This is a genomic window from Arthrobacter sp. 1088 (assembly GCF_031455315.1).
In the GTDB taxonomy this organism is placed as follows: domain Bacteria; phylum Actinomycetota; class Actinomycetes; order Actinomycetales; family Micrococcaceae; genus Arthrobacter.
Genome location: NZ_JAVDSM010000005.1, coordinates 60,108 through 76,187, shown reverse-complemented (window position 1 = coordinate 76,187; position 16,080 = coordinate 60,108). Strand labels below are relative to the sequence as shown.

13 protein-coding genes are annotated in these 16,080 nt (G+C 64.0%); 4 read left to right on the top strand and 9 right to left on the bottom strand.

Annotation, left to right across the window (positions count from 1 at the left end; all coding sequences use genetic code 11):
- The first annotated feature begins 139 nt into the window (after window positions 1-139).
- The 3 genes from J2Y41_RS09030 to J2Y41_RS09020 all read left to right on the top strand — a co-directional run bounded on the left by J2Y41_RS09030 (window position 140) and on the right by J2Y41_RS09020 (window position 2,885).
- Window positions 140-748: a TetR/AcrR family transcriptional regulator gene (locus J2Y41_RS09030; protein WP_224165656.1), complete on the top strand. Its 609-nt coding sequence runs from the start codon at window positions 140-142 to the stop codon at window positions 746-748.
- A 279-nt stretch (window positions 749-1,027) separates the two neighbouring features.
- A complete protein-coding gene (locus J2Y41_RS09025) occupies window positions 1,028-2,218 on the top strand; it encodes an NADP-dependent malic enzyme (RefSeq protein ID WP_224165655.1) in 1,191 nt (396 codons plus the stop codon).
- Window positions 2,219-2,393: 175 nt separating this feature from the next.
- Window positions 2,394-2,885, top strand: a complete 492-nt coding sequence (locus tag J2Y41_RS09020) for a DUF456 domain-containing protein (RefSeq protein ID WP_309928120.1) — start codon at window positions 2,394-2,396, stop codon at window positions 2,883-2,885.
- 69 nt (window positions 2,886-2,954) lie between these two features.
- Here the strand turns inward: J2Y41_RS09020 and J2Y41_RS09015 are convergent, their stop codons facing one another.
- Window positions 2,955-3,902 carry a polysaccharide deacetylase gene (locus tag J2Y41_RS09015; protein ID WP_309928119.1) on the bottom strand — a complete coding sequence of 316 codons (948 nt, stop codon included), beginning with the start codon at window positions 3,900-3,902 and terminating at the stop codon, window positions 2,955-2,957.
- A complete protein-coding gene (locus tag J2Y41_RS09010; protein ID WP_309928118.1) occupies window positions 3,899-5,473 on the bottom strand; it encodes a cytosine permease in 1,575 nt (524 codons plus the stop codon). The genes J2Y41_RS09015 and J2Y41_RS09010 overlap by 4 nt, the downstream gene beginning before the upstream one ends.
- A gap of 109 nt (window positions 5,474-5,582) precedes the next feature.
- Between J2Y41_RS09010 and J2Y41_RS09005 the strand changes: the two genes are divergently transcribed.
- Window positions 5,583-7,085 (top strand): PucR family transcriptional regulator ligand-binding domain-containing protein, encoded by a 1,503-nt coding sequence (locus J2Y41_RS09005; protein ID WP_309928117.1) that lies wholly within the window; start codon window positions 5,583-5,585, stop codon window positions 7,083-7,085.
- A gap of 84 nt (window positions 7,086-7,169) precedes the next feature.
- On the opposite strand, the gene purU is transcribed toward J2Y41_RS09005, so the two are convergent.
- Genes purU through glyA form a run of 7 tightly spaced genes read right to left on the bottom strand, consistent with a single transcriptional unit; the run spans window position 7,170 to window position 16,039 of the window.
- On the bottom strand, window positions 7,170-8,069 hold the full coding sequence (purU, locus tag J2Y41_RS09000; RefSeq protein WP_309928115.1) for a formyltetrahydrofolate deformylase: 900 nt from the start codon (window positions 8,067-8,069) through the stop codon (window positions 7,170-7,172).
- 2 nt (window positions 8,070-8,071) lie between these two features.
- Window positions 8,072-9,463, bottom strand: coding sequence for an L-serine ammonia-lyase (locus J2Y41_RS08995; protein WP_224093426.1), 1,392 nt, complete (start codon window positions 9,461-9,463; stop codon window positions 8,072-8,074).
- Window positions 9,463-10,107: a sarcosine oxidase subunit gamma family protein gene (locus tag J2Y41_RS08990; protein ID WP_309928113.1), complete on the bottom strand. Its 645-nt coding sequence runs from the start codon at window positions 10,105-10,107 to the stop codon at window positions 9,463-9,465. The genes J2Y41_RS08995 and J2Y41_RS08990 overlap by 1 nt, the downstream gene beginning before the upstream one ends.
- The gene (locus J2Y41_RS08985) at window positions 10,100-13,045 is read right to left on the bottom strand and encodes a 2Fe-2S iron-sulfur cluster-binding protein (protein ID WP_309928112.1); all 2,946 of its coding nucleotides are present in this window, start codon (window positions 13,043-13,045) and stop codon (window positions 10,100-10,102) included. The genes J2Y41_RS08990 and J2Y41_RS08985 overlap by 8 nt, the downstream gene beginning before the upstream one ends.
- A 2-nt stretch (window positions 13,046-13,047) precedes the next feature.
- Window positions 13,048-13,419 (bottom strand): sarcosine oxidase subunit delta, encoded by a 372-nt coding sequence (locus J2Y41_RS08980; RefSeq protein ID WP_224093433.1) that lies wholly within the window; start codon window positions 13,417-13,419, stop codon window positions 13,048-13,050.
- A 17-nt stretch (window positions 13,420-13,436) separates the two neighbouring features.
- Window positions 13,437-14,657 carry a sarcosine oxidase subunit beta family protein gene (locus tag J2Y41_RS08975; protein WP_309928111.1) on the bottom strand — a complete coding sequence of 407 codons (1,221 nt, stop codon included), beginning with the start codon at window positions 14,655-14,657 and terminating at the stop codon, window positions 13,437-13,439.
- On the bottom strand, window positions 14,654-16,039 hold the full coding sequence (gene glyA, locus J2Y41_RS08970) for a serine hydroxymethyltransferase (RefSeq protein ID WP_309928110.1): 1,386 nt from the start codon (window positions 16,037-16,039) through the stop codon (window positions 14,654-14,656). Before glyA ends, J2Y41_RS08975 begins: the two co-directional genes overlap by 4 nt.
- Window positions 16,040-16,080: the final 41 nt, after the last annotated feature.

The following is a 16,080-nucleotide window of genomic DNA, read 5'->3' as shown; positions in this document are numbered from 1 at the left end:
AACGGCATGGACGCGTTGCAAGCAGGCGCTCTCAGGAAACGGTCATTTTGCTCACGTATCATTGGTGCGATCGGCCTGCCGCGGGTCCTGTGACCTGAGCCGGCCGTTTCCTTGCCAGCCTGCCAAGAGATCGCCGGAAATGCCCGAACCGTTTTCCCTGGAACCGTACTCCCTTGACCTGACGACGGGGTTGCCCCGTATGGCTGCCGCACCTACCACCCCGCGGCAGCTTTTGCGCTATGCCCGCATCCTGAAGACAGCCTCCGGCTTTGCGCAGCGTCAATTCGACACCTTGAGTTTGTCGGACGTTGCCGCGAAAGCGGACGTTCCGCTGGGCACCCTCTACCGTTACTTTCCCTCTACGGCGCACCTAATGTTGGCCGTCTACCGGCAGCAGTTGCGCGAGCTTCGCGACGGCGTGCGCCAGAGGAAAGGCAAGGGCCATGCACTGTCAGGTTTGATGATGGAGATCTTCCACCTGAGGGTTATGCAGCCCGGCGTGGAGCACTGCCTCATCCGGCCTGCCGGCAAGGACAGCGATACCGCCCAGCTGCTGCGGGAGATTGACCTCTTGTCCGAAGAAGTTGTGGGTTCGTTGAGCAAAGAGCCCGGAAATGACGCACCGAAGGCCAGGATTCTGTTGCATCTGGTTAGTGGTCTGGTCCAGGCCGTCCGGTGTCGTCGCTTGTCGCTCTTTGAAGCCGAAAAGGACCTCAAGAAGGCGTGCAGCCTCATGACGGGGGAATGACGTATAGCTCTTCCGGTCTAGACCACCGGCCCCTGAGAATGCGTTTTTTCGCGTGAGCTGAGTCACTTTTAGATCTGCATAAACGTTTTACTCTCGAATCGTCTCTCTTGGTATTGAATCTTGTACCCTCCGGGCTTCCCTACGCTGGAAAGACCGAAGCGGCTAGCAGCCCAACCTGCAGATGCACCTTCCGGGCCAGCCACCCTTGGTCCGAACCAGCAGTTCTGTTCCTGCCCGAACCATGCCGTGGGTCCACGGCTAGCCTGAGGAGACAAAGACGTGTCCATTGAGACAATCGCTACTGACAACGACGCCTTGGTATTGAGCGAAGAAGAGATCTTCGCAGCACACGAGGGCGGCAAGCTGACGATTTCCAGCACCGTTCCCCTGAACAACAAGCGTGACCTTTCCATCGCGTACACCCCGGGCGTCGCCCAGGTTAGCCGCGCAATCCACGCCAACCCCGAGCTTGCCCGCACCCACACCTGGGCTGAGCGCCTGGTTGTTGTCGTCAGCGACGGCACCGCCGTACTGGGCCTGGGCAACATCGGCCCCAGCGCTTCCCTCCCGGTCATGGAAGGAAAGTCTGCCCTCTTCAAGTCCTTCGGCGACCTCGACTCCATCCCGCTGGTTCTCAACACCACCAACGTGGACGAGATCATCGAGACCCTGGTCCGCCTCCGCCCGAGCTTCGGTGCAGTGAACCTCGAGGACATCTCCGCGCCGCGTTGCTTCGAACTCGAAGAGCGCCTCATCGAAGCACTCGACTGCCCCGTCATGCACGATGACCAGCACGGCACCGCCGTCGTGGTTCTCGCGGCCCTGACCAACGCTGCCAAGGTGACCAAGCGCGAACTTTCCGGCCTTAAAGTAGTTGTCTCGGGCGCAGGTGCCGCCGGCATTGCCATCGCCGAGATTCTTCTTGCTGTTGGCATCGAGGACGTCATCCTGCTCGACTCCAAGGGTGTGGTCAACGCTGACCGTGCCGACCTCGTGGCCGATCCCGGCAGCGTCAAGGCCCGCATGGCGCAGCGGACCAACCCCCGCGGCGTCACAGGTGGTCCCGGCGAGGGGCTGACCGGCGCCGACGTTTTCGTAGGCGTCTCCTCCTCCAAGCTGGACGAAGAGCACCTGAAGTTGATGAACGATCAGTCGATCGTGTTCGCGCTGTCCAACCCGGACCCCGAAGTACTCCCCGAGGTTGCCCAGAAGTACGCGGCAGTTGTCGCCACCGGCCGCAGCGACTTCCCGAACCAGATCAACAATGTGCTGGCCTTCCCCGGCATCTTCCGCGGCGCGCTCGACGCCAAGGCCCGCCGCATCACGCCGGCAATGAAGATCGCCGCTGCACGAGCCATCGCAGAGCTGGCCGAGGAAGACCTCTCCGCTGACTACATCGTGCCGAGCCCCCTGGACGCCCGTGTAGCACCGGCTGTCACCGCGGCAGTTGCCGCAGCCGTGACCGAGTAGCGGTAACCAACTAAAAACCGACGACGGCGACGACTCCCAGGCAGGGGAGCGTCGCCGTCGTCGGTTTGTTAAGGAGCAACGCGGGGTCACTTACGGCCGATGTTGCCCCGTCGGATGGGCCGTAAGTGACCTCGCGTTGCACGTTGGGGGGAGGGGCCGCACCTAGACTTGGGCCATGAATTCCGAACTCGTTGTGACCATCCTCTGCGGCCTGGCCATTGCCGTGGGTGTGGCCGGAACCATCATCCCTGTCCTCCCGGGAAGCATCCTCATTGGGGCGAGCCTGCTCGCATGGGCCATTTGGGGTGGCGCGGGAACGCTCGGCTGGGTGATCTTCGCCATCGGCATGGTGTTCGTGGTGGCAGGGATGGCCGCCAGTGCCGTGCTCACAGGGCGAAAGCTGAAACAGCATGGGATTCCCAACAGGTCTGTGTTGATTGGGATAGTCCTTGGCGTCGTGGGGATGTTCGTGATTCCAGTGATCGGGCTCCTGGTGGGGTTTGCCGTCGGGCTTTTGCTGAGCGAGGTCCAGCGGACCCGTGATTTCCGTACGGCCGTCCGCTCAAGCGGCGCCGCGCTCAAGGCCACCGGCATCGGGATTCTCGTGGAGTTCGGCCTCGCATGTGCCGCCGCGAGCACGTGGGTCATCGGGGTGTGGCTGTCCTAGTTCACCGAGATGGCAAAAGATGACAATCCCAGGCCGTGGGATTGTCATCTTTTGCCATCTCGGCGGGGACTAGCGGAGGCTGGGTACCCGCACCTGGGCTGGACGGAATGAAGCACCGGCTCCTGGGAACAAAGGGACGTCGATCCGGGCGTGGGTATGGATTTCCTGAACCGTATCCTTCGTGTGCTGTGCGATCTCAGCAAGCGTGGTGACCCACATACCTTCGAGGCCCTTGACCCGTTCGATCAGCTGCTCCAACGCGACAGCCCTGGACGGCCTGCCGGAGATGAACGGGTGGTTGGTCAGGACGAAGCAGCTGCCCTGGGCGTGGTGCGCCTGGGCCTCGAGCGTCCACATTTCCAAGGCTTTGGCCGGGCTTTCGATGACCCCGCTGCCCGTGATGCCGGGGTAGAACGCGTACTGCTCCCAATCGTCCAGGGCCCAGTCCACAGGGATCTCCACGATGTCCCGGGGATCATCCTCGGCCACTGACATGCGGTAGGGGGCATCCCCGTCGAGAAGGCTTGAGTCATACAGGAAGCCGCGGTCCGCGAGCAGCGCGGGAGACTGCCAGTTCAACTCCCACCACGGAGCCCGGTAGCCCACGGGTTGAACACCGGCGACGTTCGCGAGAGCTTCCAAACCGCGGTCCAGGTAACTGGCTTCGGTTGCGGCGTCGATTCCCTGCATGGGCTCGTGAAGGTAGCCATGGTGGGCGATTTCGTGCCCACCATCAGCGATCCTGCGCACCACGTCCGGGTAGCTCTCCGCGGTGAAGCCGGGGATGAAGAACGTTCCCTTGATGTCCTGGCGATCCAGGATCTGCAGGAGCCGCGGGACTGCGATCTTAGGGCCATAGGACTGGTGGCTCATGAGTGACATGCGCCGGGTGCTGGACGGATCGTGGGCGATGGTGCAGGACTCGGCATCGACGTCGAAGGTGAAGGACGCGGCGGCCTTGAAGCCCTCTGGCCAGGTGATCGGGTGCAGGGAGTCGGCGAAGGCGGGCTGGCTCATGCTGTGGTCCTTTCGGGAACGACGGGAGTAACTGATGCGGCCGACGCAGTGGCGGAGACGTGGTTTTCGTCCGCGAGGACGTACTTCCGGTGCGCCCGCGGGCCGAGGATGGCGTAGGCTGCCGCGCTGGTAAGTCCGCCGGCCAGCCACGAGAGATCCCAGCCACCAAGTGCCACTGCGATGGGGCCTTGCATTACGGGTATCAGCCCGTACATGAACAGCCAGGTGCAGAAGATGCCAACCAACAGGGAGACGATGCCGGCCCAGTTGATCACGGGGAGGCGGCGTGTGCCGACGCCATCGAAGAGCCGTTCCACCTTGCCCGGCCAACGCTTCTCCAGCCAGAAATAGTGCACCAACATGACGCCGCCCCAGGCTGCTACCCACGCCACGAGGCCGATCAGCCAGGCGTCCAGTACGGAGGCGAAGTCCTCCTGGAATATGAAGAACACCACGGCGAGGAGCGAGAAGACGCCCACGAACAGGTTGAGCCTGCGGCGATTGATGTTGATGTCCAAGGCCTGCGTGGCCACGGAGAAGGTGTAGATGTTCAAGATGTTGGTGGCGATGGGGCCGTGCAACACCATGAGGAGGACGGGAAGGGCAAGGACTCCGAAGTTCTGGACGATCAGCTTGCCGGGGTCGATCTCGCCGCTGTTTGTCGCAAGGCTCGCGCCGAGGACACCGAGCCAGACCACGGGAATGAACTGGCCAAGGACCGAGGCCAGGTAGACCTTGCGCTTGGGAACCGAGGTGCTGACAAAGCGCGAGTAGTCCGCCGCGTAGGTGAACCAGGTGATGCCCCAGCCGATGCCGATGGCAGTCATGACCGCACTCATCGCCGCGATCCGCTCGGATCCTTCAAGAATGTTGCCGGCCGGACCTGCGTAACCCCAGTCGATCTTCATACCGAACCATGCCACGGCGGACATGACGGCCAGGATGATGATGGTGGGCGGAACAGTCCACTTTTCAAAAGCGGCGATCGCCTTGTAACCGAACCAGGCGATGGCAACCTGGGCGGCCATGATGACGGTGGCCACGCCGATCTTCCAGGCGTAGTTCTTTTCAGTGGGGTCCACCCAACCCAGCGTTCCGAAGAGCGCCATGACCAGGTCCAGGATGATCCACGTATTGACCGCGCACCAGCCGATGACCAGGAGAGCCTGGATGGCGGCGGGGAGATAGTTGCCGCGACGGCCGAACGCGGCCCGGGCAAGGACCATGCCGGTGGCACCGGTCTTTTGGCCGAGGAGGACGAAGCAGCCGAACAGCAGCATGCCGATGAGGTTGCCCAGGACGAGCACAAACACAGTGTCGGCGAAGCCGAGGCCGAGGTGGATTCCGAGTGCGCCCAGCACCCAGTTGATAGGGGCCAGGTTGGCGCCGGCCCAGATCCAGAACTGGCCCGAGACCTTGCGCGTGCGGTCTGACTCGGGGATGGGCTGCAGCCAGGCTTCGCTGTCATGGGCCGGCGCCGTTGCCGGAACTGACTGCGATGCGCCTGGCTGCGTCAAGCCTGGCTGCGATGAGCCTGGCTGGGGTGAAGCAGGGGAGAGGTTGTCTTGCATGAGGGGGAGCCTCCGTGTGTGAAAGGGACTCTTTCAGCGTATGTGCCACAGATCACAGCAACAAGATACGATGTGTCTAAAGAAACTGCATTCGACCATACGGAGTGTCATGCCTATCCTTCTGGGCCAAGCTTTGGAACGTGAAAGCCTCAAAGCCGCTGAGCCACGCCTGCTTAATTCAGTGGCGGACGCGCTGACCCGCCCCGTCCGTTGGGTGCACTCCAGCGAGGTTTTGGACATCGCTCCGCTCCTCAGCGGCGGCGAGCTGCTCCTCAGCGGCGGCCAGGCGCTTGCCCTTGAGAGCGCCGGGCGGCAAGCCGAATACGTCCGGGAGCTGGCAGCCCGCGGGATAGCCGCACTGGCCCTGGAAACCGGACCGACACTGCCCGAGGTTCCGGGTCCTATGTTGGAAGCCGCCGAAGCCGCAGGACTACCCGTTATTGAATTGCGTCACGTTGTACCGTTCGTCGCCGTCATGCAGGAGATCAACTCACTCCTGGTCAGCGAGTCCGTCGAACAGCTTCAACGCGGCGACCAAACCAGCCACGCGATGGCCGCCGAACTCGCCCATGGCGGCGGACTTGACCAACTTCTGGCTGTCCTGGCAGAAAGGACGGGTGCCAGCGCGCGGTTGGTATCGCCGTCGGGCCTTACCCTGGGTTCCGCAGCAGGTTCCGCGGCAGGTTCCGCACCAGGCTCAGCGCCGCCGGTGGAGGACCGCGGGCTCATCACAGTTGATGTGCCTGTGCGTGGCGTCCTCGCCGCCCGCTTGGAGCTGCGAGTGCCCGACGACGGCGACAGCGGCCTCGCGCGCGTGGCGGGAGAGCGGTCCGTGGACATTCTTGGCCTGGCCCTGTTGCAGCGGATGCCGCCGGGATTGAAGGAATTGGCGGGCATCGAACTGATGCGGGCCATCAATTCCGGGAGCCAATCGTGGCAGCTCCAGCAGCTCGGGCCGGCGTCGGGTTTTCCCGCCGATGGCCCTGTTGCTGCGCTGGTGATCCGCTCCACGGGTGCGGGGCATCTCCGCTCGGCGTTGGATGCATTGCTGCGTGCGAACGTGCCGCACAGCGCCAGCTATGCAGATAACGCGGAGCTGATCGCACTCGTGTCCGTTGGCGATGGCGCTGCCACCCGGACTGCCTTGATGGACGCGCTCAGGACCCTGGAGACGCCGGCCGGTTCTGCGATAGCGCTTGGCCCGGTGGGCAAGGGGATCGATGAGGCCCCGTGGTCGCTGGCCGAGGCGCGCCGGACCTTGGACCTGGATTTGGCGGAAGGTGGCGTGGTGGATGCTGAAGCTTTCGCCGTGGAACGTCTCGCCGAGGAACATCTTGACCCGGCCACCCGCGAAGGGTTCGTTCAGCGGCAGCTGGGGGCCGTCGTCGAGCATGACCAACTGCGGCGATCCGAGCTCCTCCGGACGCTGACCGTCTGGCTGGACACCGGCTGCAACACAGCCCAAGCCGCACGGGATCTGCACCTGGAACGGCAGTCCATGCACCATCGGCTGCAGCGGATCTTCGAGCTGTGTGGGGGAGATCCGCGGGGAACGGGACGGCTCGCGGCCCTGCATGTGGCTGCGCGGTTGGCTCGCCTGCAGAACCCTTAAACGCCAAAACGACGGCCCGCTGCGCACACGACGTTTTAATACGTCTAATGCGTAGCGGACCATCGAAATGGGGCGCGCAAGGCCTTACTTCAGCACAATCGTCCTGTTCCCATTCAGGATGATCCGCCCTTCGCAGTGCCAACGAACGGCGTTGCTGAGGGCCTTGCACTCCGTGTCCCGACCGGCGGCTACGAGATCGTCCGGTCCGAACGTGTGATCCACCTCAACCACCTGCTGGGAGATGATCGGGCCCTCGTCCAGCTCGCCGTTGACGTAGTGGGCGGTGGCGCCCACGGTCTTCACTCCACGGGCGTAAGCCTGGTGGTACGGCTTGGCACCCTTGAAGCTCGGCAGGAACGAGTGGTGGATATTGATGGCGCGCCCGTCGAGCTTGCGGGCGAGATCGTCGCTGAGCACCTGCATGTACCGGGCCAGCACAACGAGTTCCACGTCCAACTCGTCGATGATGTCCAGCAAACGCGCTTCCGCCGCAGGTTTGGTCGCGGCGGTGACAGGGACGTGGAAGAAGGGAATCCCGTGCCACTCAGCCAAGCCCTGGTGGTCCGTGTGGTTGGACACGACGCCCACCACATCGATCGGCAACTCACCGATCCGCGCACGGAACAGCAGGTCATTGAGGCAGTGCCCGAACTTCGAGACCATGATCAACACGCGACGCTTGGAGCCCTGGCGTTCCAGCTGCCAGTTCATGTTGTACTTCTCGCCCACTGGGGAAAACGCAGCCCGCAGCGTGTCCACGGTTGATTCGTCACCGGAGGAAGCGAAGTGCACCCGCATGAAGAAGTGGCCCTCGGCGCGGTCACCGAACTGCTTGTTGTCGATGATGTCGCAGCCATGCTCCAGCAGGAAGCCGGACACAGCGTGCACAATTCCGGGACCTTCAGGGCAATCCAGGGTAAGGACGTGCTCCACGGTGGTTTCTCCGGCAGGGGTAACAGAGGTTTCAGTTTGGATGGCAGTCATGGCTAGCACTCCACTACGTTGACGGCGAGGCCTCCACGGGAGGTCTCCTTGTACTTGGATTTCATGTCGGCGCCTGTCTCGCGCATGGTCTTGATGGCTTTGTCCAGGGACACCTTGTGGCTGCCATCGCCGTGCAGGGCCAGGCGGGCAGCGTTGATCGCCTTGACGCTGGCGATGGCATTGCGTTCGATGCACGGGATCTGCACCAGCCCGCCTACGGGATCGCACGTGAGGCCCAGGTTGTGCTCGATGCCCACCTCGGCCGCATTCTCCACTTGCTCCGGCGTACCGCCCAGAACCTCGCAAAGACCAGCGGCGGCCATGGAGCAGGCGGAACCCACCTCACCCTGGCAGCCAACTTCGGCGCCGGAAATGGACGCGTTGATCTTGAACAGAATTCCGACGGCTGCTGCCGCGAGCAGGAACCGCACGACACCGTCGTCGTTGGCCCCCGGAACAAACTTGGTGTAATAGTGCAGCACGGCCGGCACAATTCCGGCGGCACCGTTGGTTGGCGCGGTGACGATCCTGCCGCCGGCCGCGTTTTCCTCGTTGACGGCCAACGCGAACAGGTTCACCCATTCCATGGCGAGCAAGGGGTCCGCTGAGGATTTGCCGTTCAGCTCGGCGTCGGTTTCTGAAAGCTTCTTAAACAACGACGGCGCCCGTCGCCTGACCTTCAGACCTCCAGGAAGGATCCCCTCGGCAGAGCAGCCGTTGTCCACGCATTCGCGCATGACGGCCCAGATGCTGAGGAGCCGCTCGCGGAGCTCGTCCTCGGATCGCCACACCAGTTCGTTGGCCAGCATGACATCGGAAATCGACATGCCCTCGCGTGAACAAATAGCGAGCAACTCGTCAGCAGTGGAGAACGGGTAGGGGAGCACGGTGTCATCGGCTACCACTTTGTCCGTGCCCGTGGCGTCCCCATCCACCACGAAGCCGCCACCGATCGAGTAGTAGCTGCGCTCACGCAGTACTGCCCCGGTGTGGTCCAGTGCCCGGAACGTCATGCCGTTGGGGTGTGCCGGAAGGGACTTGCGGCGGTGGAGGACCACGTCCTCGTCCCAGTTGAAGTCCACCCGGTGGTCGCCACCCAGGCGCAGTTCGGCGTCGAGGGCAGCCGCGGCCACCTGGTCATCAGCCGTTTTGGTGTCGACAGTTTCGGGTGATTGGCCCTGCAGCCCCAGCACCACGGCTTTGTCGGAGCCATGGCCCCGGCCGGTGGCGCCCAGGGAGCCGAAGAGCTCAGCCTGGACGCGCACCGTGGCCGGAAGCTGGCCGGACGATTCAAGACCGTCCGTGAACTGCTTTGCCGCCCGCATCGGGCCGACCGTGTGTGACGACGACGGCCCGATGCCAACAGAAAACAGGTCAAGCACACTCAGTGCCATTAGGGGACCTCGGGGGAGGCGTACTCCCGCATGGCATCAAGAAGCCAGCGTCCCAGGAAATCGGCAAACGAGGCCCGGGGAAAGATCCGGTAGTTCTCATCCGAGGTCTTCCAAAGCATCACGGGGATGTGTGCGAGCTCCGTTGAGACGGCGGTGCCGGCCTTGAAGACGCGGGGGTGAAGGTCCAGCGAGCACGTCTTTTCGAGCACAGCGCGGGCGTGGCTGCCGGAGAGCTCGAACGTGGTGCGGTTGGCGGACAGGTCCACCACCTGACCTTCATCGTTGCCCAGTGCCGTGGTCAGGTCGCTGACCAAGGAGCCGCCGAGTGAGTCGTGGGACTCCTCCGGAGCGACTACCAGGAACTCGGTGGGGCCAAGCCAGAGTGTGTTCACGGAACCGGCGTCCGTCACTTCACCACAAGTGGCAGGCAAGCCGCCGGTGATGGAAGCGACGCGGGCACCGGCGTCGGACGTTCGCTCAACCCGGATACCCACCATGGCCTGGTACGGGATTTCCTTGAGCGTCACCGTGCCCGGCACTGAGCCGGAAGTGAAGGCGTCAGCGAGGTGCTCGGCCGGGCTGCGGCGGGCACCCCGTACGCGGTCGACGTGTGCGGTTTCTGCTGGTGTTGCTGTTTCAGCCATCTTTGCGGGTCCCTTCAGCATCGAAAAGTACGGTTTCGCCAACAACCACGTCCACCAGTTGGTCTCCCACCGAGGCCACGAGGGTCTCGCCGATGCGGTTGCGGCCGTTTTGGATCAGGGCCAGGCCGAAGGATCGGCCCAAAGCGGCACTGTGGTAGCTCGAAGTTACGAAGCCCTCCATGGGGACGGGTCCGTACGCCGGGTTGACCGGGATGCCCTTCTCCACAAGCTGCGTGCCTTCGGGCAGCCTCAGCGAGTGGTCCACGGGAAGGACGCTCACCAGGTGCTTGCGGTCCTCGCGCTTGGCATCCTCACGGAGGTAGGAGCGCTTGCCGATGAAGTCCTTGGCCTTGGAAACAATCCAGTCCATGCCGGCGTCCTGCGGGGTGACCGTGCCGTCGGTGTCCTGCCCGACGATCGGGTAACCCTTCTCGGCGCGGAGCACGTGCATGGTTTCCGTGCCGTACGGGGTGATGTTGAACTCAGCACCGGCGGCGGCAACGGCTTCCCAGGTGTTCAGCCCGTACCAGGACGGAACGTTGATTTCGTAGGCCAGTTCACCGGAGAAGGAGATACGGCAAACGCGTGCCTGCACTCCCGATGCCAGCGTGGTTTCGCGGAAGGTCATGAACGGGAAGGCTTCAGCATCCAGGCCACCGTTTTCGGCGAGCTGCGGGGCAACCTTCGCGATCACTGCACGGGACTTGGGACCAACGACGGCGATGGTGCTCCACTGCTCCGTGACGGAGGTGAAGACGACGTCCAGTTCGGGCCACTCCGTCTGGTGCCACTCTTCCAGCCAATCCAGCACCTTGGCAGCGCCGCTGGTGGTGGTGGTCATGAAGTAGCGGTCCTCGTCCAGGCGCAGGGTCACGCCGTCGTCGAAGATCATGCCATCCAGGGTGCACATGACACCGTAGCGTGCGGATCCCGGTGCGAGTTTCTTGAAGGCGTTGGTGTACACACGGTTCAGGAATTCGCCGGCGTCCGTGCCGCGGATCTCGATCTTGCCCAGCGTGGTTGCGTCCATGAAGCCCACGGAATCGCGGACTGCTGCGCACTCACGCAGGACTGCCGTGTCCATGTCCTCGCCGGACTGCGGGTAGTACCAAGGGCGCTTCCACTGTCCGACGTCTTCGAACAGCGCACCCTGGGCAACGTGCCACGGGTGGATGGAGGTCACTCGGGCGGGATCGAAAAGCTCCCCGCGCTGGCGGCCTGCCAAAGCGGCGAATGCGACCGGGGTGAACGGTGCGCGGTAGGCGGTGGTGCCGATCTCGCCGACGCCGGGAACGCTTTCCGCGCCGCCGAACTTCAACGCAGCGGCGATGACGCCGATTGCGTTGACGCCGGAGGTCTTGCCTTGATCGTTGGCGGTGCTGATGGAGGTGTACCTCTTCACGTGTTCCACCGAGCGCATGCCGGCGCCCGTGGAGCGAAGGACGTCAGCCACGGACTGGTCACGCTGGAAGTCAACGAAGTGGTGGTGCCACTCGCCAGGTTCGCCTTCCTGGCCGGGAACCAGCCACAGCTGCCGTGTCGGCGCACTAGCCACAGGTGCCTGCAGGTCCACCGGGGTGGTTGCGGACTCAAAACCAGCAGCGATGGATGCTGCCGCTCCAGCCGAGATGCCCTCTGCGAGGCAGTCCTGGAGTTCGTAGCTGCCGCGGCCTGCGCCAACAACCTGCTGGTCCCGAACCACCGTGGACGGAACAAACGCTGCGAGCTCGTCGTCCCAGCGCAGCTTGCCTTGGCGCTGGCTGTGGAGGTGCACCACCGGGCTCCAGCCGCCGGAAACAGCAAGGAGATCTGCGGCGATCTGCTCGACGCCCGAGGTGAGCTCGCCGTCGTCGTTAATGCTGCGGACGGTGACGCCGCTGAGGCGGCCCTTGTCATCGGCGCTCGTGTCAGCAACCGCGCTGCCAATGAGGACCCGGATACCGGACTCGACGGCGGCAGCGGCCTTCGCGCTGATCTGCGGACGGGCATCGACGACGGCGGCAATTGCCACGCCTGCTGCCTTCAGGTCTGAGGCGAGCAGGTAAGCGGAGTCGTTGGTGGTGCTGATGACGACGCGTGAACCGGCCGCGACCGCGTAGCGGTTGAGGTACGTGCGGACAGCCGAGGCGAGCATGATGCCCGGGCGGTCGTTGTTCTCAAAGACCAGCGGACGCTCGTGGGCACCCGGTGCCAGGACAACCTGCTGTGCGCGGATGTGCCAGATACGCTGACGCGAAACGCCCGGCGCGGCCGGAACGGTCAGGTGATCCGTGCGGTTCTGCGCTGCGATGAAGTAGTTGGAATCGTAGGAACCGAAGGCAGTGGTGCGGTTCAGCACGGTGCATTCTTCGGCGGAGACCAACTCGGCTTCCACGTCGGCAACCCATTCCAGGGCAGGCTTGCCCTCGATGGTTTCCTGCAGGCCTTCGGCCGTGGAACCGGAGAGCAGTGCACCGCCCAGTTCGGGCTGGTCGTCGATCAGGATGACGCGGGCGCCGGTGCGGACTGCTTCACGGGCGGCTGCCAGGCCGGCAACACCACCGCCGACCACCAGGACGTCCGTGTGCACGTACTTCTTGTCGTACTCAGCCTTGTCCTCGGCAGGGTCAAGCTTGCCCAAACCGGAGAGAAGCTCTACGTTCATGCCGTCCACGAGTGAAACGGCGGTGGCGGGGAGCATGGATTCGGCGACGTGGCCCGGGAAGCGGGGAGCGATCTTGACCAGGGCGTTGGATTCCTCCACGCCGGCGGCCATGATGCCGCGGGGGCGGTCCTCGTAAAGGGAGTTGCCTGCGTTGATGTGGCCGTTGGCCAGCAGCGCCGAGGCGATGGTGTCGCCGGGGTGGCCGGTGAATTCCTGGCCGTCCACAGTGAAGCGCCAAGCGATGCTGCGGTCAATGCGTCCGCCAGTGGCGAGGCGTGCGTTCTTGCTGGTCACTTCTAGACTCCTTCCGAGGAGGTGGGGGCGGCAGTGGCCGTCGGGGTGGTGGGGGCGCCGGGGGCGAGGCCTGCTCCGCCGGCCTGGCCGTACTCGCCGGTTGTATCCGGGCGGGGCTGGCCCATCGCGTAGATGGAGTGGATGTCGTAAGTCACGGTGTCCCGCAGCATGTTGAACCACTGGCGGCAGCCTGTGCTGTGGACCCAGCGTTCTGCGAATGCACCCTTGGTGTTCTCGCGGTAGAACAGGTACTCGGCCCACTCGCGGTCGGTGAGTTCGTTCGGGTTCTCCGGGTAGGCAACGTGTGCCTGGCCGCCGTAGTGGAATTCGGTTTCGTCGCGTGGCCCGCAGTTGGGGCATGAAATGAGAAGCATGTCTTTTCCCGTCCTTACTAGTGGGCCACGGCTGCGGCGCCGTGTTCGTCGATGAGCGCTCCCGTTTCGAAGCGTTCCAGGGCGAAGGGCTTGTTGAGCTTGTGCGGGGCGCCGGTTGCGATGGTGTGCGCGAAGGTCAGGCCAGCCGCAGGAGTGCCCTTGAAGCCACCCGTTCCCCAACCGCAGTTGACGAACATGTTCTCCACCGGGGTGAGGCCAACAATGGGCGAGGCGTCCAGTGTGGTGTCCACGATGCCGCCCCAGGTCCGGAGCACGTGGGCCCGGGCGAAGATCGGGAAGAGCTCCACGGCGGCTGCCATCTGCTCCTCGATCACGTGGAACGATCCGCGCTGGCCGTAGCCGTTGTAGGAGTCCACGCCAGCGCCCATCACCAGTTCACCCTTGTGTGCCTGGGACACATACACGTGGACGTGGTTGGACATGACCACCGTGGGGTGGACAGGCTCGTGCAGTTCAGACACGAGCGCCTGGAGCGGGTGGGACTGGATCGGGAGGCGGAACCCGGCCATCTCGGCAAGGACCGAGCTGTGGCCTGCGGCGCAGAGGCCTACCTTTTCGGTGTTGATGGTGCCACGGGTTGTCTTGACGCCCGTAACCCGGTTTCCGTCCTTGATGAAGCCGGTGACTTCGCAGTTCTGGATGATGTCCACGCCGAGTTCATCGCACTTGCGGGCGAAGGCCCAGGCCACGTGGTCGTGCTTGGCGATGCCTGCACGCGGCTGATACGTGGCGCCCATGACGGGGTAGCGGATGTTGTCGCTGGTGTTCAGGATGGGGCAGAGTTCCTTGACCTGGTCCGGCTCCAGCCACTCTGCGTCCACACCATTGAGGCGGTTGGCGCCCACGCGGCGCATGCTTTCGCGGACATCGCCCAGGGTGTGGGCCAGGTTCATCACGCCGCGCTGGCTGAACAGGAAGTCGTACTCCAGCTCTTCCGGCAGGATTTCCCACAGCTTGAGGGCGTGCTCGTAAATCGCAGCGCTCTCGTCCCAGAGGTAGTTGGACCGGATGATGGTGGTGTTGCGGGCCATGTTGCCACCGGCCAGCCAGCCCTTTTCAAGGATGGCGATGTTGGTCATGCCGTGGTTCTTGGCCAGGAAGTAGGCCGTGGCCAGGCCGTGCCCGCCGCCGCCGACAATAACGGCGTCGTAGCTTTTCTTTGGTTCCGGGTTGCGCCAGAGGAAGTCGGGGTGTTCGGGGAGGTGGTCCGCGCTCACTGGGCTGCTCCAATCATTTCTTCGAGTTCAGCTGCGGCGTCCTTGCCGTTGCTGAGGTGTGGGTAAAGCGGGAACTTGTCGGCCAGCGCGCTCACGCGGCGGCGGAGTTCGACGGCGGTCGCATCGTCAAGGGTGACGTCACCATCGGTGCCTGCTTCGGTTCCCTCGCCGTTGGTGCCGCTGTTCGCTGCGGCGATCAACGCCGTCGCAATGATGTCCGAGACTTCCGTGAAGTCCTCAGCGCCGAAGCCGCGGGCGGCGAGGGCGGGGGTGCCGATACGCAGGCCCGAGGAAACCATCGGCGGGCGGGGGTCGAAGGGGACGGCGTTGCGGTTGACCGTGATGCCGATGTGGTGCAGCGTGTCCTCGGCCTGCTGGCCGTTGAGGACGGAGTGGCGGAGGTCCGCGAGCACCAGGTGAACATCTGTTCCGCCGCTGACAACCGAGATGCCGGCTGCTGCTACGTCGTCCTGGAGGAGTCGATTGGCCAGGATCTTGGAGCCCTCAAGTACACGGACCTGGCGTTCCTTGAACTCCGGCTCGGCAGCCATTTTGAACGCTACGGCCTTGGCTGCGATGACGTGCTCCAGCGGGCCACCCTGCTGTCCGGGGAAGACGGCTGAGTTAACCTTCTTGGCGATGTCGGCGTCGTTCGTCAGGATGACGCCACCGCGGGGACCGCCCAGGGTCTTGTGGGTGGTGCTGGTGACGATGTGGGCGTGCGGCACCGGGCTGGGGTGGAGGCCTGCGGCGACGAGACCCGCGAAGTGGGCCATGTCCACCATCAGGTAGGCGCCCACGAGGTCCGCGATGCGGCGGAATTCTGCGAAGTCCAGGTGGCGGGAGTATGCCGACCAGCCGGCCACGATCAGTTGCGGCTTGTTTTCCAGGGCGAGGCGCTCCACCTCGGCCATGTCGATGGTGTGTGTGTCCTCCTGGACGCCATACGGGACAACCTTGTACAGCTTGCCGGAGAAGTTGATGCGCATGCCGTGCGTCAGGTGGCCGCCGTGGGCGAGGTTCAGGCCCATGATGGTGTCGCCAGGGGTGATCAGTGCGTGCATTGCCGAGGCGTTTGCCTGGGCGCCGGAGTGGGGCTGGACGTTGGCGAATTCTGCGCCGAACAGGGACTTCAGGCGGTCGATGGCCAGCTGTTCGATCACATCAACGTGTTCGCAGCCGCCGTAGTAGCGCTTGCCCGGGTATCCCTCGGCGTACTTGTTGGTAAGGACCGAGCCCTGTGCTTCCATGACGGCCGTGGGGGCGAAGTTCTCAGAGGCGATCATTTCCAGCGTGGACTGCTGGCGGATGAGTTCCAGGGCGATCGCCTGATCGACCTCCGGGTCCGCCTGTGCGAGCGGGCGGATCAGCGGTTCAACCATGGTGTTCTCCTTCAAAAGCTTGTCTAGTGGCCGACTGTTAG

Excerpts from the sequence above, each read along its gene's own strand:
- J2Y41_RS09010 (WP_309928118.1), bottom strand. The coding sequence starts at position 5,473 with ATGCAAGACAACCTCTCCCCTGCTTCACCCCAGCCAGGCTCATCGCAG.
- J2Y41_RS08995 (WP_224093426.1), bottom strand. The coding sequence starts at position 9,463 with ATGGCACTGAGTGTGCTTGACCTGTTTTCTGTTGGCATCGGGCCGTCG.
- J2Y41_RS09015 (WP_309928119.1), bottom strand. The coding sequence starts at position 3,902 with ATGAGCCAGCCCGCCTTCGCCGACTCCCTGCACCCGATCACCTGGCCA.
- purU (WP_309928115.1), bottom strand. The coding sequence starts at position 8,069 with ATGACTGCCATCCAAACTGAAACCTCTGTTACCCCTGCCGGAGAAACC.
- J2Y41_RS09005 (WP_309928117.1), top strand. The coding sequence starts at position 5,583 with ATGCCTATCCTTCTGGGCCAAGCTTTGGAACGTGAAAGCCTCAAAGCC.
- J2Y41_RS08980 (WP_224093433.1), bottom strand. The coding sequence starts at position 13,419 with ATGCTTCTCATTTCATGCCCCAACTGCGGGCCACGCGACGAAACCGAA.
- J2Y41_RS09020 (WP_309928120.1), top strand. The coding sequence starts at position 2,394 with ATGAATTCCGAACTCGTTGTGACCATCCTCTGCGGCCTGGCCATTGCC.
- glyA (WP_309928110.1), bottom strand. The coding sequence starts at position 16,039 with ATGGTTGAACCGCTGATCCGCCCGCTCGCACAGGCGGACCCGGAGGTC.
- J2Y41_RS08990 (WP_309928113.1), bottom strand. The coding sequence starts at position 10,107 with ATGGCTGAAACAGCAACACCAGCAGAAACCGCACACGTCGACCGCGTA.
- J2Y41_RS09030 (WP_224165656.1), top strand. The coding sequence starts at position 140 with ATGCCCGAACCGTTTTCCCTGGAACCGTACTCCCTTGACCTGACGACG.